The sequence below is a fragment of the Dokdonella ginsengisoli genome (assembly GCF_042652785.1).
GTDB classification, from domain to species: domain Bacteria; phylum Pseudomonadota; class Gammaproteobacteria; order Xanthomonadales; family Rhodanobacteraceae; genus Dokdonella_A; species Dokdonella_A ginsengisoli.
In genome coordinates, this window is record NZ_JBHSHD010000002.1 from 119494 (window position 1) to 142387 (window position 22894).

The following is a 22894-nucleotide window of genomic DNA, read 5'->3' on the forward strand; positions in this document are numbered from 1 at the left end:
TTCCGGTGGACGGACACGAAGCTTAGCGCGGATCGGCCGCAGCGGCGCCGCGCGCGATTCAGTGCAGCGTCGGCGGGCGGTCGTCGCGCGGGCGCGGCTGGAACACGATCACGCGGCCGTTCGCGCCGTCGTCCGGCGTGGTCCGCTGCCACAGCACCGGCACGTCGCGCGCGCGCGGCAGTTCCAGTTCCTCGTCGACGAGCGGCTCGCCCGCCTCGTCCTCTTCCCACGAATAGCGCTTGCGCGGCGGCAGCGGATCGCGCGCGCGCAGCAGCACGGCGGCGACCAGCCCCGCGACGGCGCCGGCCAGGTGGTATTCGAAACTGACGTTGGCCTCGCGCGGCAGCACGGTCATCAGCATGCCGCCGTAGAGGAAAAACACCACCAGCGACACGACGACGGCCAGACGGTCGCGCCGCAGCAGCCCCATGACGAACAGGAACAGCATCAGGCCGTGCGCGATGCCGCTCGCACCGACATGCGTGGACGAGCGCGCGAACAGCCACACGCCGAGGCCGGACGCGAGCCAGATCAGCGGCACCGCGAGCCGCGCCGCGCGCGGGTAGCAGTACAGGGTCAGGGTGGCGAGCAGCGCCAGCGGCAGCGTGTTCGACATCAGGTGCTCGAACGAGGCGTGCGCGAACGGCGCGGTCAGGATGCCGATCAGGCCGGAGAAGTCGCGCGGCCGCACGCCAAGGTCGTCGAGCGACCAGCCGAGCAGCCAGGCCAGCAGCCAGGCGACCCAGACGCCGGCGAGCAGGGCCGCCGCGCCGAGCACGGCGTAGCGCACGCGCTCGCGATCGTGCGCGACGGCGACAGCGGTCGGTTCGGGAACGGGGCGCGCGAAATCCATGCCCGGCATCATGGGGATGCGCCGCGGCCGGCTCAAGCCCGCGGCGGTGGCGTCAGCCGGCGTCGCGGCGCGGCGGAATGCGCAGGCTGGCGACGATCGAGGCGCCGATCAGCAGCGCGACCACGCCGAGCGCGATGCCGATCGGAATCTTGTAGAAGTCCGCGATCAGCATCTTCGTGCCGATGAACAGCAGCACCGCGGCAAGGCCGTAGCTGAGCAGATGGAAGCGTTCGGCCGCGCCGGCGAGCAGGAAGAACATCGCGCGCAGTCCGAGCACGGCGAACACGTTCGAGGTCAGCACGACGAACGGATCCTCGGTGACCGCGAAGATCGCCGGAATCGAGTCCACCGCGAAGATCACGTCGGTGACCGCGATCAGCATCATCACGACGAACAGCGGCGTGTACAGGCGCTTGCCGTTCTCCAGCACGCTCAGCGCACTGTCGCGGAATTCCCGTGTCAGCGGCAGGTGCCTGCGCATCCAGCGCAGCATCGGATTGGCCTCCAGGTCCGGCTCCTGGTTCGCAGCGAGCAGCATCTTGACGCCGGTGACGATCAGGAACAGGCCGAACAGGTAGAGGATCCAGTGGAACCGCGCGACCAGGGCGGCGCCGATGAAGATCAGGATCGCGCGCAGCACGATCGCGCCGAGCACGCCGAGCATCAGTGCGCGCTGCCTTTGCTCGGGCGGCACCCCGAAGTAGTTGAAGATCATCAGGAACACGAAGATGTTGTCGACCGCCAGCGACTTCTCGACCACGTAGCCGGTCAGGAACTCCAGGCCGATGTCGTTCGCCACGGCGCGCCCGGCGTGGCCGTCCAGCCACCACCACAGGCCGAGGTTGAACGCGAGCGCGAGGCCGACCCAGGCCAGGCTCCAGATCAGCGCTTCGCGGAACGAGACGCGATGCGGGCCTCCGCTGCGCAGTACGGCGAAGTCGACGACCAGCGCCGCGATCACGATCAGCGCGAAGGCGCTCCACAGCCCGGTGGTTCCGATGGTTTGCATGCGATGCTCCGAAAAGACAAAACCCCGCGAGCCGGCGGCGCGCGGGGCCTTTGCGTTTTCGCAGGGCACACCTTCGCCGTAGATCGGCGAAGGTCTCGCTCACAGGTCTCGTCGAGGCCTGCCTGTCGGACCGGAGCCTGGGATTCGCACGGAATCCAGATTCGTGTTGACGATCGCGACAGCGGGAGCTACTCCCCTTCTGCGGGCGCGACGATAACCGTCGCGCGGGCTGCTGACAAGTGCGCTGCGCCGGGCAATCAGCGCGGCGCGCCGGATTTCAGGGAACGAAGGCGACGCGCAGCGCGTACAGCACCGCGATGGCGACGCCGACCACGACCGCAGCGACGACCAGGCCCGCCACCACGCGCATCGCGGTGACGCCCTCCTCGTCGGTACGCGCATTGGCGCCAACGCCGCGAACCTGCTGCCCGACCCAGTCCATCGCCTGGCGCAGCGATTCGGTCGCACCGGCCGGGCGGCGTTCCGCGTTCGCCAGCTGCGAATTCTGCTTGGCGTTCTCGCCGACGTTCTGGCGTGCGTCGGTCAGGTTCGCACGGGTCTTGGCGTCCGCGCCGTCGCGCAGCGCGCGTGCGTCGGCGCGCACCTGCGCTTCGTTCGCCCGCGGATCGTTCGCGGTGCGCGTCTGCTGCTGCTCGGCGGTCTGCTTGGCCAGCGAGCGGTCCATCGCCTCGGCCTGGCGCTTCGCATCGGCCGGCAACTGCTGCGGGTTGCGCAGTTCGTTGTCGCCGGCCGGCATCTGCTGCGGCGGCGCGGACAGCGTCTTGTCGTGCGTCTGTGCATTCGCGGCGGGATTGGAGAGCAGCGCCCCCTGCAGCAACGAGCGCTGCTCCGCGGTCAGCGGCAGCCCGGCTGCCTGCCGCGCCTGCGCGTCGTGCAATGCGTTCTGCTGCTGAGGCTGTGCGTTCTGCGGCTGCGTCGCCTGCTGCGGCAGCGTGGTCGTCTGATTCGCGGCGAGACCGCCGAGCAGGGCCTGCTGCGCCGCGGCCGACAGTCCGGCCGTCAGCACGCCGGTCTGCGCGGACTGCTGCATCGCCTGCGGCGTCGCTGCCGCATTGCCGGCCTGCGGGGCATTGCGCGCTTCGGTGCCTGCAGGCCGACCGGAGGCGCCCGGCTGCTGCGCGCCGTTCGGGACGGTGGTTGCCGCCGGTTCGGTATTGCCGCGCGCGACCGGCGCCGAATCGGTGCGTCCGGGCGTGCCCGGCGGCTGCGTGGTTCGCGGGGTGGTTTCTCCGGGCGCACGCGCGCCCGTATCCACGACCCGCCCCGGATCGCCGCCGGTCGGAGTCGGAGATCCGTTGCGACCACCGGTGTCGAATGGCGAATCCTGAGGGGTCCGAGGCGTGTTCACCACCGGCTGGTTGCGACCGCCGAAGATCAGCGAGCCGAGGCCGGAAACGAGCTGGCCGGTCTGGTTCAGCGTGCCCGAGATCAGGCCGTCGCCGCCACCGCGCCCCTGGTTTCCCCAACCATTGCCGTTGCCATTGCCCCAGCCATTGCCGCGCGGACCGTCTCCATCGCGGCCACCGCCTCTCGGACCGTCATCGCCGTGCGGCCCACCATCGCCATGCGGCCAGCCGTTGCCATGGTTCCAGCCGTTCCCGCCATTCCCGCCGCCATGGAGCGGATCGGTCTGGCCCGGGCCACGGTCGCCGCCGACGGCGTCCGACGGCGAGCCGCCGGTCTCCTTGCCGCCGGTTTCGGCGCCTTCACCGCCCTCGGGGGCGTTAGGCGTGACGGCATTGGCATCCGTCCCTTCCCCGCCCGCCCCCGACTTCGGGTCAGGTTGCTCTCCACGCGGCGGGAAAAGCGTGCTCGGATCCGCCGCACCGCCCTGCCTGGGACCACCCGGTATGCCTATGCTCATGACTGCGCTCCGCGACCCGCCGGCGCCAGCAGGTCAATCGTCAGGCATGTTACGCCCGTACACTTTTGTCGGGACTAGGGAAAACCCGAGGCTCGTGAGCTAGCTCTCAAATCCTGCCGGAAGAGTTCCTCAACCACTCGGCACGTGTATCGCCATGCGATCCTTGCACGCAATACGCGTGCCCCTCCCGCCGCATCGCGGCGAAAGGGGGACCGCAATTTCCTTATTCGCACATCATGCCGTTGGCACTGAACAGCCGGCTATATTCGGCGCTACCGTTGATGACCGGCGCCGACGCAGGCAGACCGCCGTCGGGCGTGAAGCTCATGTCGAGACGGCTGCAGTGCGGGAACGTGAACGTGACCTTGCCCCAGTGCGGGAATGGGCGAGGGCCGCTGATGTAGAAAGCATCCATGGTAATGGAGCGCCCCCCCTCATTGAACGGCGCATTGCCGACCAGCCAGATAGCGTTGCCGTTCTGGTCCTTCGTCAGCAGGTCGAACACGAGCTGGCGTGAATAGGTCGCATCGGCGCCCGTGCCGGTCCATTGCTCGCTGATCTGCACCAGCAGGCCATCATCGGGGCGAGTCTTGCCGACCCACTGTGCCGCCGCATACCCATCGAAGGGGAGCGTATTGAATGCGTCGGGATATTCCGACTGGATCGGCTCGTAGCCCTCGACAGGGACGTCGACGGGATTCACATTGCTGAGCCCCGGATCCACGCGCAGAACGAACGGATAGTTGAAGAAGAACGAGCGATAGCCGACATACGGATAGTTTTCGAGCGAGTAGGTCACAACATCCGGCATCGGCGAATCGAACGCCGTGTCCGAAATGACGGTATTCGGCTCCGAGGCGGGACGCACTCGGCTGGCGTCGTCGAAATCGCTCCCGGACTGCGAGGCCTTGAGCAGCGGGAACGTCACCAGCGTATCGGGGCTGGCATTCGTGTCCCGTGCGAAACTCACCAAGGTCAACGAGTTGGCACCCCCATCACCGTTGTACGGCGTCAGCTCACCACTGCTGCTGCAAGCCAAGCGCCAGACTGTAAGGGTGACGTCTTCCACTCCGACCGGATCCAGCGTGTAGGCGTCCTTGGCCAACAGCGGCACTCGCGCCTGGGCGAGGACGGGACCACTGACCGAACTCGGCAGCGGATCAGCAGCGCAGCTCGGAGGATAAGTACGAAATCCGTTCGCGTGTGGCGTACCAGGACGAGCGTCACCCGCTTTCGCCAAAGCCTTCTCCGTTGCCACGCCCCCACCCTGAGCGGGAGCTGCGGCACGCACGCGCTTGTTCCTTTCCAAGGCATCAGCAGCGACCGCTGCTTGATGGGACTTGATCGCCGAAGGCGAAATTGGAGTCAAGTTGCTGTCGGCAACAGCGGGAATGGCGACGACGCCGGCAGCGAGGGCCAGCGTCAGTGTGGTCAGATTTCGCATCGGTGTATCCCCATCATCATGTCCTCGAAAGCATGGATCACTCGTGATGAATTATTGATGAATCTTAAAGCCTCGGCATGAGAACACATAATTTTCCAGCAGATACATTAATGCCGCCGACGAGCAATCGTCGGCGGCCTCGTCACACCCACAGGCCGCTCAGGGGCAACCCGAGCCAGCGGGAGGATTTCTCCACCCAGGAGGGAAGAAATACGGATCGCAAGAAACCTTCCTCGTCCATACCGCAGAATTCGCTGGTGATGTAAAATCGTCCCCAGAGAATCTGGCATTAAAAGCATGATTCCCAATTGAGCCGACACCCGCTGGAATAATATAAGAGAATCTTACCTTCGTAGGAGATCCCATCACCCATGGCAAATACTGGTTGAATATAGGATACCAAACGTTGACGACCCGGGTATATGTTGTATTTCCATCATCAATTCTAATTCTGTTTACCTTCTGCCCATCCACAAACAGTTCAATATACCCACCGCCTTCGGTGCCTCCGCCGTCCTCCCGGAATTTCTGTATTACATAATCCGGATTTCCGATTACATTCACATCAAAAAATACAGTATCGCCCGGGAAATTCCATTGCTCTCGACATAATTCGTCGGGGCGACCTAAAGAGCCAGGCTTGACGCACGTGATGGAAACACCAGGCTCGTTGACCGCAAACGCCGAATCCGAAAAAATTATAATAAACACGGATGAAATAAGCATAGCGATTGAAAAAGCATTGCGCATAAAACCTCCTTTTTTAGGTCGCGAAAACTACTTATCCGCAGTCACTATCAGTGCATTTCCGAGAAAGAATTTTCCACCCTATTCTCAGCCCAATGCAGTGGAGCCACGCCACCCACTAATCGGATCGACGACTTCCTTCGTTTATCCGCAAACAGTTTATCCATCAATCCCGCCACTGGACCGCTCTCAACGGCTCGCCATATAAGCCACTTAACATCCAACACTTTTAATCTCTACCTCACGCAGCTAGACGCTCGCGACCATTAACTCGGGGCAGGATATACAATCTATACCAATCGGGCAGGTCGGCAAACAAGGGAAAACCCTAAGGCCAGACTTCTTGGACATCCGCAATGCCTTGCCAGCCCTCAGCCATCCTTTACTGGTATCCACGATGAATCCACAAGCTGCCGAACCCCTGCCCCTGATCCACCTCAAGACCGAACGCCGCTCCAACCATCCCTGGATCTTCCAGAAAATGGTCGAGAAGCCGGTGAACAAGCCCAAGCCCGGCACCGTCGTCGACATCGTCGACCGCGAAGGCACGTTCGCCGGCCGCGGCTTCTACAACGGCCATTCGCGCATCGCGCTGCGCGTGCTGACCGCCGATCCGGACGAGGCCGTCGACGAAGACTTCTTCGCGCGCCGCATCGCGGCGGCGGTCTCGCTGCGCCGCGACACGCTCGGGCTGGACAAGGTCACCGACGCGTATCGCCTGATCCACTCCGAAGGCGACGGCCTTTCCGGTCTGGTCGTCGACCGTTTCGCCGACACGCTGGTCATCGAATACTTCTCGGCCGGCATGTTCCGCCAGCGCGACCTGATCCGGCGCCGCCTGCTCGAGCACTTCCCCGACGCGAACCTGTACTGGTTCGCCGAGGAGCACGTGCAGAAGCAGGAGAGCTTCGACTGCGGGATTCCGGCACCGCCGACGCCGACGGTGATCCACGAACACGGCGTGGGCTTCCACGCCGCGCCGGGCACCAAGCACAAGACCGGCTTCTTCGCCGACCAGCGCGACAACCGCAAGACGCTGTCGGAATTCTGCACCGGCAAGCGCGTGCTCGACCTGTGCTGCAATTCCGGCGGCTTCGGCATCTACGCCAAGACCATCGGCGGCGCCGACGAGGTGGTCGGCGTCGACCTCGACGAGGAGATCCTCGGCATCGCCGAGAAGAACGCACGCCTGAACAAGGCGCGCGTGCGCTTCGTGCAGGCCGACATCTTCCACTGGCTGCGCGACGCCGCGGCGAACAACGCCAAGCAGTTCGACGTCGTCGTCCTCGATCCGGCCAAGATGACGCGCGACCGCGAGCAGGTGATCCCGGCGCTGAAGAAGTACCTGGACATGAACAAGCTCGCGCTCGGCGCGGTGAAGCCGGGCGGAATCTTCCTGACCTGCTCGTGCACCGGGCTGGTCAGCGAGGAACAGTTCCTCGACATGCTGCGCCGCGCGGCGTTCTACGCCAACCGCACGGTGCAGGTGCTGAAGGTCAGCGGCGCCGGCCCGGATCACCCGTGGCAGGCGCACGTGCCCGAATCGCGCTATCTCAAGGCGGCGTTCTGCCGCGTCGAGTGACGGGCGCCTCGACTCGAAGGGTCCCGCTCGTCGTCGTTCCCGCTTTCGCGCAAAAGACGACGCTGGTCGAGCTTTCCCGATGCCTCACTTCCCGGCGGCGGGACTCGTCGCCGGGATGCGGTCGGCCAGCACCAGCTCCGCGCGCATCGGCTGGCCGCCGCGACGGTAGTCGACGGGCAGGCGCGTACCGGCCGGCAGCTCGCGCAGGCGCTGGCGCCACTCGGACAGGGAGCGCCGGGCGACCGCTTCGCCGTCGATGGCCGTGATGCGGTCGCCGGTGCGCAGCTGCCCACCCGCGGCCGCGCTGTCCGCGGCGACGTCGACGACCTCGAGCGCCTCCTCCGCACCGAGCAGCCACAGGCCGCTGCGATCGAAGGCGTCGCCCTTGGCGAAGTCCGCGTTCGGCGCCAGGTACATGCGCTTGGCCGCATAGTCGAACGCGACGGTGAAACGCTTGAGCACGCCGGCGCCGAGATTGGCCTGCGGATCGGGCGCCGCGAACGCGCTCTTCTCGCCGAGGTAGAGATCGCCGGCGACGCCGTCGACCGCGACCGTGCCGAGCTCGAGCCTGCCCAGCCGCACCGGGCGCCCGCGTGCGGGACCGCCGACGCCCCAGCCGACCACCGCCTCCGGCGCGGCGCGGTACTTCTGCGCCAGCGCGTGCTCCTTCGCGAACGGCGAATGCAGCGTCAGCGACGCGCGCGAACCGGTGTCGACGCTGATGCGCAGCGGCAGTCCGTCGAGCCGACCGGCGACGATCGGAATGCGCTCGGCCAGCTCGAACGGCACCGCCGTCGCTTCCGGCGGCGGCGCGAATTTCGCCGGCTCGGCCAGCACGAGTTCGCGCCTGGCGTAGTCGATCGTCACGCCGAAGCGGCGGAACATCTCGTAGCCGACCAGGCCGTCGCTGTCGTAGCCCTCGACGGCGGGCAGCTGGCCCAGGCTCATGATCATGAACACCGGCGCGGCCAGTTTCGCGTCGCCGACGCGGACCTCCTTCGCGTGCGCGAATGCGACGTCGACCGTCTCGTCGCCGGCGCCGCGCGCAGCCAGCTTGCCCTCGCCCTTGAGGCCGAATTTTGCCGCCGCCGCGGGCGTGAGCAGGTTCGCGCCGCCGGTGTCGACGAGGAAGCGCGCCTTCCTGCCGTCGAGCTCGCCGTCGACGTAGATGTGGTTGTTGACCAGCTCGAACGGAATCAGCGTGACGCCGGCCGCGTTGTCGATGCGCGCCGTCGGCGCCATCGCGGGTGCGGCGAAATCCGCATCGGTGACCGGCACGTTCCACGCCACGCTCTCCACGCGCACCTCGGTACGCTGGCGCGGCTCGACGTGCCCGGCGGCATCGGCGACGTCGGTGACCGAGCGAAACGGTTGGCGCAGGCCGTCGACCGCGCGCCAGTCGTCGAGCACGGTGGTGGCGGTGTCCTGGCCCTGGCGCTGGACGACGCGCACGAGCAGGTGCGTGGCCGGATCGAACCATAGGCCGACCGGATCGCCGCCGTCCGGCGTCGCGATGACGACGTCGTAGCGCCGGCCGTCCGCCTCGCGCACCTGCGGCCGTTCCCACTGCGCGGGATGGCGTTCGGGATACCAGTAACCGTGCGCGTCGAGCCAGGCCTGGCTGCGCGCACGGCGCCGGGCGTCTTCGGCGTCGAGCACGGCGACTTCGCCGCCCGGATCGCGGCTCCAGCCGGCACGCCCGTCGTAGCCGTCGGCGCCCTCGATCGGACCGAGCCGGTACTGGCTGGCCGAGCGACCGCGCAGCAGGTCCTGCACCGAGCGATAGGTGCCGTCCAGGCCGCCGGCGCGCAGGCTGCCGCGGATTTCCGCCGCCTTCATCGCATCCCAGCGTGCCCCGCCGCTGGCCTCCTTGTAGCGCGCGAACAGCACCGCCGCGTCGTCCGCGGGCGCGCCGCGCGCACCGGCGCAGACCACGGCGAGCAGCAGCAGGCCCGCCCGTACGTGCTTCAACATCGTCGTGCTCCGTCGTGGTTCGGCGGCGCTTGCGCGCGACCGCCGTTGTTTGAATAATTCAACGAAATTTCAAACAAGGCAACCCAACCGATGGCACGGAGCAAACGCGCGCCCGTCGAGGCCGCCGCGCAGATCGAGCTGCTGGCGTCGCCGACGCGCATCGAGATCGTCGACACGCTGGAGGCGCTCGGCGGACCGGTGTCCGTGGCCGAACTCGCAGCCCAGCTCGGCCGCCCGGCCGACGGGCTCTACTACCACCTGCGCCAGCTCGCCGCCGGCGGACTGATCGAGGAGGAGGTCACCGCCGAGGGGCGGCGCTACCGCTCGCGCACGCGGGCCGGCGATCGCCTGCGCCTGCGCTACCGCCCTGGCGCGAACGCGAACGCGCAGGCGGTCGGCCGCGTCGCCGCCAGCGTGCTGCGCGTGGCGGGCCGCGACTTCGCGCGCGCGATCGCCGACCGCGACTCGGTCGTCGACGGCCCGCTGCGCGAACTGTGGGCCGCACGCGGCAAGGGCTGGGTCGGGCCGGACGAGCTGGCCGAGATCAACCGGCTACTGACGCGCCTGATGGACCTGCTGCAGCAGCCGCGCGACGCACGCCGCGACCGCCTGGTCTCGCTGTCCTGGGTGCTCGCCCCGCTCGAACCGCAGCCGGCGCGGCGCGGCGCCGACGAGTGAACGCCGCCCGGCGCCGCGGCAATGCCGCGATCAGTCGAAGCCGTCGGCGAACACCTCGTCCGCGTGGTCGCGCCACCACAGCAGCAGATCGCGCAGGGCGGCCGGCGCGTTCTGCGCGGCGGGAGCGCCGGCCTGGTTGGCGCGGTTCACGCCGTGGCAGCCGTCGCAGGCTCGGATCTCGCCCGGCTGCACGCTGATCCAGTAGCGCTCGCGCACGACCGCAGCGCCGTCGGCGGCGGTGCTCTGCCAGCTCATCGCACGCTGCGCCGGTACCAGCGCGGCGACCGAACCGTCGGCAGCGATCTTCACCGCACCGGTCGGCGCACCGGCCGGCGCGGGCGGCATGAACGACAGCGCAGCCGGCTCGTGCAGCGGCCGCGCCAGCACGCGGCGGCCGTCGCGCGGCTGCACGGTGCCGCCCATGCCGCGCAGCAGGTCGGCCTGGAAGAACTGCATCCAGACGATGTCGCGCGGCGTGCCGGCGCCGCCCACGGTCTGCACGCCGCCGGGAACGCGCAGGTCGTAGGGCTGCTGGCGATCGGCATCGTCGCGCGCGGTGACGTTGCGGCCGACCAGTACGCCGAGCCCGCGCTCGCGCAGGAACGCACGAAAGCGCGCCGGATCGACGCCCGCCTCGGCGAAGACCTGCGCTTCGGCAGCCGCCAGCGCGGGTTCCGCCGTCGCCGCCGGCACCTCGCGCGCACGCACCTCCACCGGCGACAGCTCCCACAGCGGCCCGTCGTAGCTGACCAGCACGTCGGGATCCCAGTACGACACGCTCTTGACCAGGCCCGGCGTCAGCGCCTCCACCGGCGTCGCCGTGCCGGCGCCCAGTGCCAGGCGTTGCAGGCGGAAGGTGTAGTTGGAGGCCGGATGCTCGCGCGTGCCGGTGTTGCCGGCGAGCTGCCACTGCCCGGTCCACACCGCGACGAGGGCTCCGTCGGACAGCGGCAGCGGATCGCGGTAGCGCCCCGGGAACGCGGGCGGCGCGCTGTCGTGCAGTTCCGCCGCGCTGCGCGGTGCGTGGTAGGTGACCACCAGATCGTCGGCGTTCGCGTCCGGCGCGGCCCGGATCGACACCAGCTGCCCGGCCGCGTGCGTGTAGAACTCCGGTGCGTCGATCGCGTAGTAGCGGCCGGGCTGCGTGGGGTCCTCGGCCAGTTGCAGCAGATTCTCCACCGGGTTCGGGTTGGCGCGGCCGGACGTCTGCGCGATGAAGTCGCCGAGCGCGGCGTCGCCGGTGAAGCTGCGCGCGAAATACGAATGCAGTTCGTGACGGCCGACGTGGTTCAGCGTCTCCTCGCCGGAACCGTCCTGGTTGATCTGCCATGGGAAGAAGAAATTGAAGCGGTGGCCGTTGACTGCGGAGCCCGCCACCGCGGTCAGCGGCTCGGGGTAGGGTTCCGGCGCGCGCGGGCCGCGCGCGGCGGAGGCGGCCTCGCTGGCGTAGTCGAACGTGCCGTAGACCGACGCGCCGCCGCCCTGCTCGGCGTCGGCGTCCGTCTCGGCCTGCTGGTCGGTCTGCAGATGGTCCCAGCGCGTGAACACGATGCGTCCGTAGCTGTCCACCAGCGGGCCGAAAGAGCCGGACGGCGCGTGCTGCAGCAAGGTCAACCGCCCGTCCGGCGCGAGCTTCCACAGGCCGCTGGTCGACGGTGTGGATTCGTACTCGTCCAGCTGCGGATACAGGTGACGGCGACCGTCGCGCGGACGGTCGCTGGCGAACACGAGGCCGCCGTCGGATGCGTACGCCGGTTCGACGTTGTTGAAGTCCGCCGGCTGGCCGGCGACACGAGTGATCGAGACCGGCTGCCCGCGGCCCAGGCCGGCGACTTCGTAGAGCTGCCAGTACCACTGGCCGACCTGGTACTGCGCCGTCGGCGCGCCGACCAGCATGCTGAACACCGCCTTGTCGCCGGCGAAGGCGACGGCCGGATCGCGCACCGCGATCGCGTTTGCGCCCTGCCGGCCGGCGTTGCCGTAGCCGGCCTCCTGCGTGAGGTTGCGCAGGAAGCCGTCGGGATAGCGGATCCACAGATCGCCGCCGCGCGCGACCGCCTGCATGCCACCGCGGTGGTTGGCGAACACCGAGCCGATGGTGGCGAAGTCGGCCGGTACCGGCACCTGGGTCACGAACAGCAGCGGATTCGCCGGCGAGCCCTGCGGCGCGGCGACGGCGAAAGACGCCGCAGCAGCGGCGGCGAGGCACGCGGCGGCACGGACGGCGGCGACACCCGCCGCGGAACGCAGGATCGTCAACGGCATGGATTCCCCCTCGATGGACGGTTGCCCGTACCCAACGCAATGCGGCGCCGCAACGCACGCGCCCCATGCACATTCCCACGGCGAACGGCGCCGAAAAGGGACCGGCTGTGCACTTCCCGACGCCGACGGCGGCCGGCGCCGCTAAACTGGGCGACTGTCCCACAGGAGTCCGCCATGAAATCCGAGCCCGCCGCCGTGACCACCGCCCAGGCCGAGGAAGCCGTGCGCACGCTGCTGCGCTGGGCCGGCGAGGACCCTGCGCGCGAAGGCCTGCTCGACACGCCCAAGCGCGTGGTCGAGGCCTACCGCGACTGGTTCTCCGGCTACGCGATCGACCCGGCCGACTACCTGCGCCGCACCTTCGAGGAAGTGGCCGGCTACGACGAGATGATCGTGCTGCGCGACATCGAGTTCGAGTCGTTCTGCGAGCACCACATGGCGCCGATCATCGGCCGCGCGCACATCGGCTACCTGCCGACCGACAAGGTGGTCGGCATCAGCAAGCTGGCGCGCGTGGTCGACGCCTACGCGCGGCGCTTCCAGGTGCAGGAGAAGCTGACCGCGCAGGTCGCCCACTGCATCGAGGACGTGCTCAAGCCGCGCGGCGTCGGCGTGGTCGTCGACGCCGTGCACCAGTGCATGACCACGCGCGGCGTGCACAAGCGCGGCGTGTCGATGATCACCAGCCAGATGCGCGGCAGCTTCCGCGACGACGCACGCACGCGCGCCGAATTCCTGCGCTTCATCGACATCCATTCGCCGCACTGAGCGCGGCGTCCGCCGGCGGCGGACGAACCGGCTCCGAGGCGACGCTCCACGGCGACGGAAAGGGCGTTCCGCGGCACCACGGCCGGCGGCCCGGGCGATTGCCGTGTCCGACCCTCGGCGCGACGTGCGATCGGCTAAGCTGCGCGCCCACGCCGCCCCGACTGCCGGACAACCGCTTGAACGCCTCCCCGACCGAGCCGCGGCGCGCCGCGCTGATCTTCATCTTCGTGACCGTGCTGATCGACATCCTGTCGTTCGGCCTGATCATCCCGGTGCTGCCGCACCTGATCGAAGGCTTCCTCAGCGGCGACGTGTCGAAGGCCGCGGTCTGGTACGGCTGGTTCGCCACCGCGTTCATGGCGATGCAGTTCCTGTTCACGCCGGTGCAGGGCGCGCTGTCGGACCGCTTCGGGCGACGGCCGGTAATCCTGCTGTCCAACCTCGGCCTCGGCCTCGACTTCCTGATGATGGCGCTGGTCAACAGCCTGCCGCTGCTGTTCATCGGCCGCCTGATTTCCGGCATCACCGCGGCGAGCTTCAGCACCGCCAACGCCTACGTCGCCGACGTGACGCCGCCGGAGAAGCGCGCCGGCGCATTCGGCATGATCGGCATGGCCTTCGGCATCGGCTTCGTCATCGCGCCGGCGATCGGCGGCGTGCTCGGCGAAGTCAATCCGCGGCTGCCGTTCTGGCTCGCGGTGGGTCTGGCACTGACGAATTTCCTGTACGGCCTGATCGTGCTGCCCGAATCCCTGCCGCCGGAAAAGCGCTCGCCGCGCTTCGACTGGAGCCACGCCAATCCGATCGGCTCGCTGCGCCTGCTGCGCCGCTATCCGCAGGTGTGGGGACTGATCGGCGTGCTGTTCCTGATGGCGCTGGCGCACATCGTCTACCCGAGCACCTTCGTGCTGTACGCCGACTACCGTTTCGGCTGGGGTCCGAAGATGGTCGGCTACACGCTCGGCCTGGTCGGCGTGCTCGGCATCATCGTGCAGGGCGGACTGGTCAAGCGGATCGTCGCGCGCTTCGGCGAACGCCGCACGCTGCTGATCGGCCTCGGCTTCGGCACGCTCGGCTTCGCGCTGTACGCGCTCGCGCCGACCGGTTACTGGTTCTGGGCCGCGTCGCCAGTCGCGGCACTGTGGGGCGTGGCCGGCCCCGCTGCGCAGGCGCTGATCTCGCACCAGGTCGACCCGACCGAGCAGGGGCGCCTGCAGGGCGCGATCGCGAGCCTGTCGAGCGTCGCCGGCATCCTCGCGCCGACCCTGTTCACGCGCACGTTCGCCGCCGTCACCGACGCGCACCTGCACGATGCCTGGGCCGGCGTCACGTTCGGCGTCGCCGCCGTGCTGGTCGGCGCGGCGTGGCTGCTCGCCGCGCGCGCCTCGTCGAACCTGCCGACCGCGATCGCCGCCGCGGCGCCGGTGGCGACGATCGCACCGGAGGCGGTCGCGGAAACGGCCGAGCTCGAGGTGCGGCCGGCCACCGACGAAGCGCGCTGAAAAAACCTCGGAAATTCCCGCGATTCCCTCTTGCATTGCGCGAACGAGCGGCGTAGGGTTCGCGCCCCGCGCAAACGGTGCGCGTGAAAACTTTCGACGACGTGTCATGAAACGGATCGACTTCGACAACGGAAATCGTGCGCAGGGCGCCGCCTATCGCGGCCCGCATGCGCTCGTGCCCGTCATGCCACAGCGCGAACTTCCGCGCGCGAATCCGATCTGACCTCGTCTTCGATGTGAGGTCGGGCCAACCCGACCTCCCGTATGCCGCGAACGCCCCGGGAGGCTTGCCCCCGGGGCGTTTTTCATTCCGGCGTTCGCAAAGTGACGACCACGAATTCGGCGCGGGCGAGCGCCAGGAGAATTGCCGCCTGGCGACAGGCGGCAATGCGCGGACGATGAAACGGCAGGCCGCAGCGGTGCGGGATCGATCCCGCCCGGTGCGCCCGGGCTCTGCCCTCGCGTATGCCGAGGCCCGCACGCCGTCGTTCGCTTCAGGACCGGTAGCTCAGTCTGGGAGAGCAGATGGCTCATGACCATCAGGTCGCAGGTTCGAATCCTGCCCGGTTCACGAAGATAGCTCAGCCAGGTTAGAGCAGATGACTCGTAATCATCAGGCCGCGGGTTCGACTCCCGCTCTTTGAAACTGCCTTTCACGCAGTGCTATCGGGACGCAAGTCCCAAACCCGGAAACGCCCCGTGCGTTCCCACCTCGATCCGTCCGGTTCGCCGGTCGGAGAGAGGCGAAATGCAGCGGCGGCGATGGCCGAAACCGGTCCCGCGTCGGTACGGATCCGGCATCGAGAGTGCGAGGCGCGGCATGCAGTCCGATGCCGCACCCGCACTCGACATGCGGCAGTCCCCACCGAATGCGCGCCGGGTTCCGCCGCGACGCCGTCAGGGGCGTTTCCACCTTTTTCATTCGCGCGATCCGGCGGCGACGCGCGAAGAACACCCGAGCCGCCGCTATGGAAGGAGTTGCGTCATGTTGTGGATGAAGAGGGTCGTGATCGGCGACGGCGAGCGCGGCCTGCAGTACCGGAACCGTCGTTTCGAGCGCGTGCTGGGGCCGGGCGTGTACCGGATCAATACGCTCGGCGACAACGAAGTGCGCGTGTTCGATCTCGCCAGGAACGAATACGACGGCAAGGATGTCGATGCGCTGATCGAGCGCCTGGGCGCTTCGCTGGGCGAAACCTTCGTGCTCGCCGACATCGGCACGCACGAGGCCGGCCTGGTGATGCAGAACGGCAAGCTCGTCGACGTGCTCGCGCCGGGGGCGCGCAAGCTGTACTGGCGCGGCCCGCTGAAGATCGAAGTCGAGCGTGTCGCGCTCGGTGACGATCTGCGGCTGGCGGCCGACGTCGCCACGCGCCTGCGCCAGCTCGGCACCCTGGCGCGCTACGCCGTCGCGCTCGACGTGCCGGCGGAGTGCACCGGGCTGGTCTTCGTCGACGGCAAGCTCGCCTCGACCCTGGCGCCGGGCGCGTACGCGTTCTGGAACTTCACCAAGAACGTGGTGGCCGAGGTGATCGATCTGCGCGTGCAGAGCGTGGAGGTGTCGGGCCAGGAAATGCTGACCCGCGACAAGGTCAGCCTGCGCGTGAACCTGGCCGCGAGCTACCGCGTCGTCGATGCGGTCGCGATGCGCACCAAGGTCGCGAAGTTCGGCGAGTACCTGTACCGCGAGCTGCAGTTCGGCCTGCGCAAGGTCGTCGCCGCGCGCACGCTCGACGAACTGCTCGGCGACAAGGCGTCGCTCGACGGCGACATCCACGCCTACGTGCGCGGCCGCGTCGTCGAGTTCGGTGTGGAGCTGCTCGGCGTCGGCGTCAAGGACGTGATCCTGCCGGGCGAGATGCGCGAGATCCTGAACAGCGTCGTGCAGGCGGAGAAGTCGGCGCAGGCCAACGTGATCCGTCGTCGCGAGGAAGCCAACGCGATGCGTTCGGCGCTCAACACCGCCAAGCTGATCGCCGACAACCCGATGCTGCTGCGCCTGAAGGAGCTCGAGTCGCTGGAGAAGGTGACCGAGAAGATCGGCAAGCTCACCGTGTTCGACGGCCTGGACGGCGTCATGAACCAGCTGGTTCGCCTGAAGGCGGATCGCTGAGGTGCCGGTCCGCCATCCGCGCGACGGCTCGGACCTTGCGGCACCCTGAGGCCGCCCTCGACGAGGGCGGCCTTTTTTTCGCGCGTTTGCGCCGCCTGTTCCGGCCGCGCCCGGGCCGCCGCGCGAGCGAACCCTACGAGCCGTACTTCACGCTGCAGCCGTACGGCTCCGAGGTCGGCACGCTGACCGGCTTGCCGGCCTTCAGCTCGGCCAGCGCCTGCGGCACGTACTGCGTCGCCTTCGCCAGATCTTCCTTGTCCGCGCTCGGGATCGAATCGATGCCGCCCATGTAGCGCAGCGTGCCGCTGCCATCGATGACGTACAGGTGCGGCGTCGTCTTCGCGCCGTAGGCGTGGCCGATCTTGCCGTCGCCGTCGAACAGGTAGGCGGTCGGCGCGGCGTGGAACTGCGCGAGGAAATCCTGCGCGCCCTTCGCATCGAGATGACCCTGCTTGCCGGCGGCGCCGGAATTGATGGTCAGCCAGACCACGCCGTCGGCGACCGCCGCGGACTGCTGCCCGGGAATGTTGCCGCTCGAATAGTGCTTCTGCACGAACGGGCAGCCGGGGTTGTTCCACTCCAGCACGACGGTCTTGCCCTGGTACTGCGACAGCGTCTGCGTCTTGCCCTGCGCGTCCGTCGCGCTGAAGTCCGGTGCCGGCTTGCCGATTTCGACGTTGGCGAAGGCGGGCGCCGCGGCGAGACACAGGGCGGCGGTCAACGACAGGATCGAGGTTCTCATGGCCAATCTCTCGCGGTGGGGAGGACGATGCGCAGCTTACGGGGCGGGGGTGGACGCGGCGAGCGGAACGCGCACGCGCCAGCCGCGCGGACCGCTGGTGCCGTCGGTGCTCAGCCACAGTTCGATTTCCGACGCGGTGGTGAAGTATTCGCTCTTGCCGCTTTCCACGATCAGCGCGTCGCCGTCGCGGCGGATCGTCGGCGGCTTGTTGTCGAACAGTTTCTTCTGCGCGGCGAAGGCGTCGAGCGTGGCCGAAGCCGGCGGCAGGCCCGGGCCGCTCAGCGTGACCGCGAAGCGGCCGCCGTCCTCGCGCGCGGACGCCTTCCACGCAGTCGCCTGCGGCTGCGCCAGGCGCGCATCGGAGAACTGGCGGATCCAGCGCGTGTCGGGCTTGGGCGCCTCGCGCACCACCGGCAGCTCGATGTCGAGGCTCGCCTTGCCCGGAATGCATTCCTCGCGGCAGGCCAGCCATTTCACGGCGACGGCGAAGCGCACGGTCGAGCCGACCGGCGCATCGGCCGGCACGGCAATCGACACCGGCAGCACGGCCTCGCCGTCGTAGCCGAAGTTGTACAGACCGCCGACCTCGAACCGGCGCGGCACCGGCCAGGCGACCGCGTCGGCCTGGAAGCCGGCCGGCAGGGTCCATTCCAACGTCGTCGGCAGGCCCGAATCGCCGGGATTGATCCAGTAGGTGTGCCAGTGCGGCTGATGCCGCAGCAGCAGGCCGATCTGCTCGGGCTGGCCCGGCGTCAGCGCCGTGTGTTCGGCGATCAGTTCGATCTGCACCGGTTCCGCGGCGCTCTCCGCCGCCGGCGCCGGTGCGGCGATCGCCGCCGGCGTACCCAGAACGATCGAAAGCAAGAGGGAAGTGGCGTGGTTAGACATCGCGTTCCGACCTCGCTGCTACGGTAGGGCATCGCAGGTTAGCAATCCGTAACGGGAAGCAGGCGCCCGAGCGCATGAAGCTCGCTTCATGAAACCCGCCTCGTGCAGCGGGGCCGCGAAAGGTCGCATACCCCTTTCGGCACTCCCGCACCGCCCCCATCTGTTGCACCGTGTGCGTGCGTCGCGAACGACGCGAGGACGGGACCGTCGATGTTGACCTTCGTACTCTGGCTGCTGCTCCTGGTGTTCTGCTGGCCGCTGGCGCTGCTGGCGCTGGTGCTGTATCCGCTGGTGTGGCTGTTGCTGCTGCCGTTCCGCCTGATCGGCTTCGCCGTCGAGGGCGTGTTCGAACTGCTGCGCGCGATCATCCTGCTGCCGGCGCGCGTGCTCGGCGGCCGCCCCGCCACGCGCTGACGGGCGCCGCGCATGGACGCCGCGCTCGATCCGCGCCTGGGCGAAGTGCTCGACTACTGGTTCGGCCGGTCGGCCGACGATGCGGGCGTGCTCGCCGAGAAAGGCGCCCTGTGGTTCGGCGCCGGCACCGCGGTCGACGAGGAAGTCCGCGCGCGCTTCGCCGGCTTGCGCGAAGAAGCGGTCGCCGGACGCCTCGAACGCTGGCTGGCGGTGCCGCGCGGCCGCCTCGCGCTGGTGATCGTGCTCGACCAGTTCTCGCGCAACCTGTTCCGCAACGATCCGCGCGCGTTCGCACACGACGGGCTGGCGCGCGCCTGGACCGACGAAGGCCTGCACCTGGGCGCGGACCGCGCGCTGCGCGCCTGCGAACGCGTGTTCCTGTACCTGCCGCTGGAGCATTCGGAGTCGCTGGCCGACCAGCAGCGCTCGGTCGAATGCTTCCGCGCGCTGCGCGACGAGGCGCCGGCCGCGCTGCGCGCGCGCTTCGACGAATTTTTCGACTACGCCGTGCGACACCACGACGTGATCGCGCGCTTCGGCCGCTTCCCGCATCGCAACGCGGTGCTCGGCCGCGAGTCGACGGCCGCGGAAGCGCAGTTCCTGCGCCAGCCCGGCTCGTCGTTCTAGCGGCCGCGGCCGTCGCGGCGTAGAAAGCCATTCATGCGACGAATTCTTTTCTCCTGCCTCGCCGCGACCACGGCCGCCGCGGCGCAGCCGCGCTACGCCGAAGACGTGCCGAAGGACACCGGCTACGCGGTGGTCCTCGAAATGGTTCCCGACGACGCCGGCTGGGTGCGCTTCTGCAACCTGCACAGCGTGCGCGAACGCTCGCCGGACGGCGCGGCGACCGACCTCACGCCGAACGGCACCTACGTCGCCGACGCCTGCCGCAAGCTGTCGACGAAGAAATGGAAGATCGAGCGCGACGCCGCCGGCGAGGTCAAGGCGGTGTTCTATTTCTGCCGGTATCTGGAGTCGTCGCCCGAACGCGCCTACTGCGAGCGCCGCTTCGGCGACTGAACCCCGACGCCGCGTCCTAGCCGAAGAACCAGTAGCACACCGCGATCGAGGCGATCACGCCGGCGAGATCGGCGAGCAGCGCACAGCCGACCGCGTGACGCGCGCGCCGGATGCCGACCGCGCCGAAGTAGACCGCGAGTACGTAGAAGGTCGTCTCGGTGCTGCCCTGCACGGTCGCCGCGACCAGCGCCGGGAAGCTGTCGACGCCGTGCGTCTTCATCGTCTCGATCAGCATCGCGCGCGCGGCGCTGCCGGAGAACGGCTTGACCAGCGCGGTCGGCAGCGCCTCGACGAAGCGCGTGTCCCAGCCCAGCGTCTGCACCAGCCAGCGGATGCCGTCGAGGGCGAAGTCGAGCGCGCCGGACGCGCGCAGCACGCCGACCGCGCAGAGCATCGCGACGAGATAGGGCAGCAGGTTCCTGGCCACGTCGAAGCCCTGCCTGGCGCCGTCGACGAAGCTCTCGTACACCGGCACCTTGCGCCACGCGCCAGCGAGCAGGAACGCGATCACGATCGCGAACAGGGTCAGGTTGCCGAGCAGCGAGGACAGCGCCGCCAGCGCGGTCGCCGACAGCGTCGCCAGCACGGCCATGAAGCCGCCGAGCAGGAGGCCGACCGCGGCGAGCCAGATCAGCACGACCGGATCGTGCAGTTTCAGCCGCTGCACGAAGGCGACCGCGAACAGCCCGGTCAGGGTCGAGGCGCTGGTGGCGAGCAGGATCGGCAGGAACACCAGGGTCGGATCGGCCGCGCCGGCTTGCGCGCGGTACATGAAGATCGACACCGGCAGCAGGGTCAGCGACGAGGCGTTGAGCACCAGGAACAGGATCTGCGCGTTGCTGGCGGTGTCCTGGCTCGGATTGAGCGTCTGCAGCTCGCGCATCGCGCGCAGGCCGATCGGCGTCGCCGCATTGTCCAGGCCCAGCGCGTTGGCGGCGAAGTTCAGCGTGATCAGGCCGATCGCCGGATGGCCGCGCGGCACGTCCGGCATCAGCCGGCCGAACAGCGGCCCGAGCCAGCGCGCCAGCACATCGACCACGCCGGCCTGTTCGGCGATGCGCAGCAGGCCGAGCCAGAGCGTCAGCGTGCCGAACAGCAGGATCATGACCTCGACCGACAGCCGGGCCATCTCGAACAGGCTGGCGACCATGGCGGCGAACACGCCGGCATTGCCGCCGACCAGCCACTGCGCCAGCGCGGCGGCGGCGGCGGTCAGGAAGAAGCCGAGCCAGAGACGGTTGAGCATCGATGCGGCCGGGAGCGGCGGGACGCCGCGCGGCATCCTAAGCGCGGCGGGACGCGGGCGTCACCTGCGGCGGACGGCGCGATACGCGCACGGAGGGCGGCCGCCCTAGGGAAAACCCCAACTCGGGTACGCCCGAGGCTGACCGGGCCAGTACGCAGGCGTACGGTGGACTTCCCCTCGCCAAGGATGGCGCATTTTCCCTGAGTCCCGAGGTACGCCATGTCGCCCGTATCCGCCGTCCGCTCGAACGAATCCTCCTTCCGCGAAGTGCAGCCCAGCGCCGCGCAGTACGCGAAGGCCGCCGATCTCGATCCCGCCGGCGCCGCACGGGCCGGCGGCACCAGCACGCGCATCGACGGCAACGCCAGCAACAGCGGCGCGCGCACGACGCGGCAGACGCCGGACGGCAAGACCATCGCGGTCGATCCGCTGCACCAGGACGGCGACATCTCGATCGCGCGCGAGCGCACCCTCGTCGACGACGGCCAGGGCGGCCAGTACGTCAGCTCCGACCAGCTGGTGGTCACCACCGGCCGCGGCGACGACCGCGTCGCGGTGAGGAACAACACCGACGGCTCGCTCGCGGTGCAGCTCAACGGCAAGGCCTACCAGTTCGAGATGGCCGACGCGCAGGCGCTGACCGTGCGCAGCGGCGACGGCAACGACACCATCGAGGTCGCCTCCGACGTCAAGGTCAACCTGATCGTCGACGGCGGCGCCGGCGACGACGCCATCACCACGGGAGCCGGCGACGACATCGTCGACGGCGGCCTGGGCAACGACACGATCAAGACCGGCGCGGGCAGCGACGACGTGTTCGGCAACAGCGGCAACGACGTCATCGACGCCGGTGCCGGCAACGACGTCGTCTACGGCGGCGACGGCGACGACACCCTGCTCGGCGCGGAAGGCGCGGACTATCTCGAAGGCGGCGCCGGCAACGACCGCATCGAAGGCGGCGACGGCCAGGACATGCTCTCCGGCGGCGTCGGCGACGACACCCTGGTCAGCGGCGCCGGCGACGACCGCGTCTACACCGGCGCCGGCACGGACACGGTCGACAACGCGGCCGGCAAGGACGTCGTCTACGCGCAGCAGGACATCGACACGTTCTCGGCCGCCAAGGGCGCCGACAACCAGATCGTCAACGTCGACCTGACCGGCTCGCCGGGCACGAAGGGCGTCAAGCTCGAAGGTTCGCCGGCGTTCGTGCAGCGCGTGCAGGCGGACATGGATTTCCTGCAGGCCTCGCCGGTCGGCCGCCAGATGCTGGCCGAGTTCGACCGCGCCGCCGCCAACGGCAACAGCGTGACGATCCGCGAGCTGTCCAACGAGGAGAACGGCTACACCATGCCGGACGTCGACGCCGGCGGCACCTGGGCCGACACCGAAATCGTCAACGGCCGCGCCGGCAAGGGCGACGACGCCGTGATCGCGTACAACCCGTCGTTCCACATGAGCGCCTTCCCGGCTCCGGTCGGCGTGCTGTTCCACGAGATGTCGCACGCCTGGAACGCGGTGACCGGCACCTTCCAGCCGGGCGACTACCGCGGCAGCGACGCGCAGGACCGCAATGCTGGCGTGCCCAACTCCGAGCGTCAGGCGGTCGGGCTGGAGAACACCGGCGTGAAGTTCGATTTCGACCGCGATCCGAACACGCCCAAGACCACCGCCAACCCGGTCGCGCTGAGCGAGAACGGCCTGCGCGCCGAACTCGGCCTGGACCTGCGCCTGCATTACGCGCTCTGAACATCGCGGGGGCTA

19 protein-coding genes and 1 tRNA gene are annotated in these 22894 nt (G+C 68.8%); 10 read left to right on the plus strand and 10 right to left on the minus strand.

Annotated features, from left to right (window positions below):
• Nucleotides 1–58: 58 nt before the first annotated feature.
• From ACFO6Q_RS00855 to ACFO6Q_RS00875, 5 genes are all read right to left on the minus strand, one after another.
• Nucleotides 59–853: a rhomboid family intramembrane serine protease gene (locus ACFO6Q_RS00855; protein ID WP_380018584.1), complete on the minus strand. Its 795-nt coding sequence runs from the start codon at nt 851–853 to the stop codon at nt 59–61.
• A gap of 52 nt (nt 854–905) precedes the next feature.
• Nucleotides 906–1862, minus strand: a complete 957-nt coding sequence (locus ACFO6Q_RS00860) for a TerC family protein (RefSeq protein WP_380018585.1) — start codon at nt 1860–1862, stop codon at nt 906–908.
• 277 nt (nt 1863–2139) lie between these two features.
• A complete protein-coding gene (locus tag ACFO6Q_RS00865) occupies nt 2140–3138 on the minus strand; it encodes a hypothetical protein (protein WP_380018586.1) in 999 nt (332 codons plus the stop codon).
• An 832-nt stretch (nt 3139–3970) separates the two neighbouring features.
• Nucleotides 3971–5191 carry a hypothetical protein gene (locus tag ACFO6Q_RS00870; protein WP_380018587.1) on the minus strand — a complete coding sequence of 407 codons (1221 nt, stop codon included), beginning with the start codon at nt 5189–5191 and terminating at the stop codon, nt 3971–3973.
• Between the two features lie 159 nt (nt 5192–5350).
• Nucleotides 5351–5941 carry a hypothetical protein gene (locus tag ACFO6Q_RS00875; protein WP_380018588.1) on the minus strand — a complete coding sequence of 197 codons (591 nt, stop codon included), beginning with the start codon at nt 5939–5941 and terminating at the stop codon, nt 5351–5353.
• 394 nt (nt 5942–6335) lie between these two features.
• On the opposite strand from ACFO6Q_RS00875, the gene ACFO6Q_RS00880 reads away from it, so the two are divergent.
• Nucleotides 6336–7520: a class I SAM-dependent rRNA methyltransferase gene (locus ACFO6Q_RS00880; protein ID WP_380018589.1), complete on the plus strand. Its 1185-nt coding sequence runs from the start codon at nt 6336–6338 to the stop codon at nt 7518–7520.
• Between the two features lie 84 nt (nt 7521–7604).
• Here the strand turns inward: ACFO6Q_RS00880 and ACFO6Q_RS00885 are convergent, their stop codons facing one another.
• Nucleotides 7605–9494: an aspartyl protease family protein gene (locus tag ACFO6Q_RS00885; protein WP_380018590.1), complete on the minus strand. Its 1890-nt coding sequence runs from the start codon at nt 9492–9494 to the stop codon at nt 7605–7607.
• A gap of 90 nt (nt 9495–9584) precedes the next feature.
• Between ACFO6Q_RS00885 and ACFO6Q_RS00890 the strand changes: the two genes are divergently transcribed.
• A complete protein-coding gene (locus tag ACFO6Q_RS00890) occupies nt 9585–10172 on the plus strand; it encodes a helix-turn-helix domain-containing protein (RefSeq protein ID WP_380018591.1) in 588 nt (195 codons plus the stop codon).
• Between the two features lie 30 nt (nt 10173–10202).
• On the opposite strand, the gene ACFO6Q_RS00895 is transcribed toward ACFO6Q_RS00890, so the two are convergent.
• A complete protein-coding gene (locus tag ACFO6Q_RS00895) occupies nt 10203–12437 on the minus strand; it encodes an HzsA-related protein (protein WP_380018592.1) in 2235 nt (744 codons plus the stop codon).
• 174 nt (nt 12438–12611) lie between these two features.
• Between ACFO6Q_RS00895 and folE the strand changes: the two genes are divergently transcribed.
• From folE to ACFO6Q_RS00915, 4 genes are all read left to right on the plus strand, one after another.
• Complete coding sequence (folE, locus tag ACFO6Q_RS00900; RefSeq protein WP_380018593.1) at nt 12612–13205, plus strand: GTP cyclohydrolase I FolE; 594 nt, start codon at nt 12612–12614, stop codon at nt 13203–13205.
• A gap of 176 nt (nt 13206–13381) precedes the next feature.
• Nucleotides 13382–14707, plus strand: a complete 1326-nt coding sequence (locus ACFO6Q_RS00905) for a TCR/Tet family MFS transporter (RefSeq protein WP_380018594.1) — start codon at nt 13382–13384, stop codon at nt 14705–14707.
• A 497-nt stretch (nt 14708–15204) separates the two neighbouring features.
• Nucleotides 15205–15278 (plus strand) — tRNA-Ile (locus ACFO6Q_RS00910).
• 414 nt (nt 15279–15692) lie between these two features.
• Nucleotides 15693–16820 (plus strand): slipin family protein, encoded by a 1128-nt coding sequence (locus ACFO6Q_RS00915; protein ID WP_380018595.1) that lies wholly within the window; start codon nt 15693–15695, stop codon nt 16818–16820.
• 133 nt (nt 16821–16953) lie between these two features.
• Here the strand turns inward: ACFO6Q_RS00915 and ACFO6Q_RS00920 are convergent, their stop codons facing one another.
• Together ACFO6Q_RS00920 and ACFO6Q_RS00925 are read right to left on the minus strand one after the other, a co-directional pair.
• The gene (locus tag ACFO6Q_RS00920; protein ID WP_380018596.1) at nt 16954–17562 is read right to left on the minus strand and encodes a redoxin domain-containing protein; all 609 of its coding nucleotides are present in this window, start codon (nt 17560–17562) and stop codon (nt 16954–16956) included.
• A gap of 36 nt (nt 17563–17598) precedes the next feature.
• Nucleotides 17599–18426, minus strand: a complete 828-nt coding sequence (locus tag ACFO6Q_RS00925; protein WP_380018598.1) for a protein-disulfide reductase DsbD domain-containing protein — start codon at nt 18424–18426, stop codon at nt 17599–17601.
• 234 nt (nt 18427–18660) lie between these two features.
• On the opposite strand from ACFO6Q_RS00925, the gene ACFO6Q_RS00930 reads away from it, so the two are divergent.
• Genes ACFO6Q_RS00930 through ACFO6Q_RS00940 form a run of 3 tightly spaced genes read left to right on the plus strand, consistent with a single transcriptional unit; the run spans nt 18661 to nt 19884 of the window.
• Entirely contained in the window at nt 18661–18864 is a 204-nt protein-coding gene (locus tag ACFO6Q_RS00930) for a hypothetical protein (protein WP_380018599.1), read from the plus strand.
• Nucleotides 18865–18876: 12 nt separating this feature from the next.
• Nucleotides 18877–19491 carry a DUF924 family protein gene (locus tag ACFO6Q_RS00935; protein WP_380018600.1) on the plus strand — a complete coding sequence of 205 codons (615 nt, stop codon included), beginning with the start codon at nt 18877–18879 and terminating at the stop codon, nt 19489–19491.
• 33 nt (nt 19492–19524) lie between these two features.
• Nucleotides 19525–19884 (plus strand): hypothetical protein, encoded by a 360-nt coding sequence (locus tag ACFO6Q_RS00940; protein ID WP_380018601.1) that lies wholly within the window; start codon nt 19525–19527, stop codon nt 19882–19884.
• A gap of 16 nt (nt 19885–19900) precedes the next feature.
• On the opposite strand, the gene ACFO6Q_RS00945 is transcribed toward ACFO6Q_RS00940, so the two are convergent.
• On the minus strand, nt 19901–21130 hold the full coding sequence (locus ACFO6Q_RS00945; protein ID WP_380018602.1) for a nucleoside recognition domain-containing protein: 1230 nt from the start codon (nt 21128–21130) through the stop codon (nt 19901–19903).
• 219 nt (nt 21131–21349) lie between these two features.
• On the opposite strand from ACFO6Q_RS00945, the gene ACFO6Q_RS00950 reads away from it, so the two are divergent.
• Nucleotides 21350–22879, plus strand: coding sequence for a M91 family zinc metallopeptidase (locus ACFO6Q_RS00950; protein WP_380018603.1), 1530 nt, complete (start codon nt 21350–21352; stop codon nt 22877–22879).
• Nucleotides 22880–22894 lie beyond the last annotated feature (15 nt).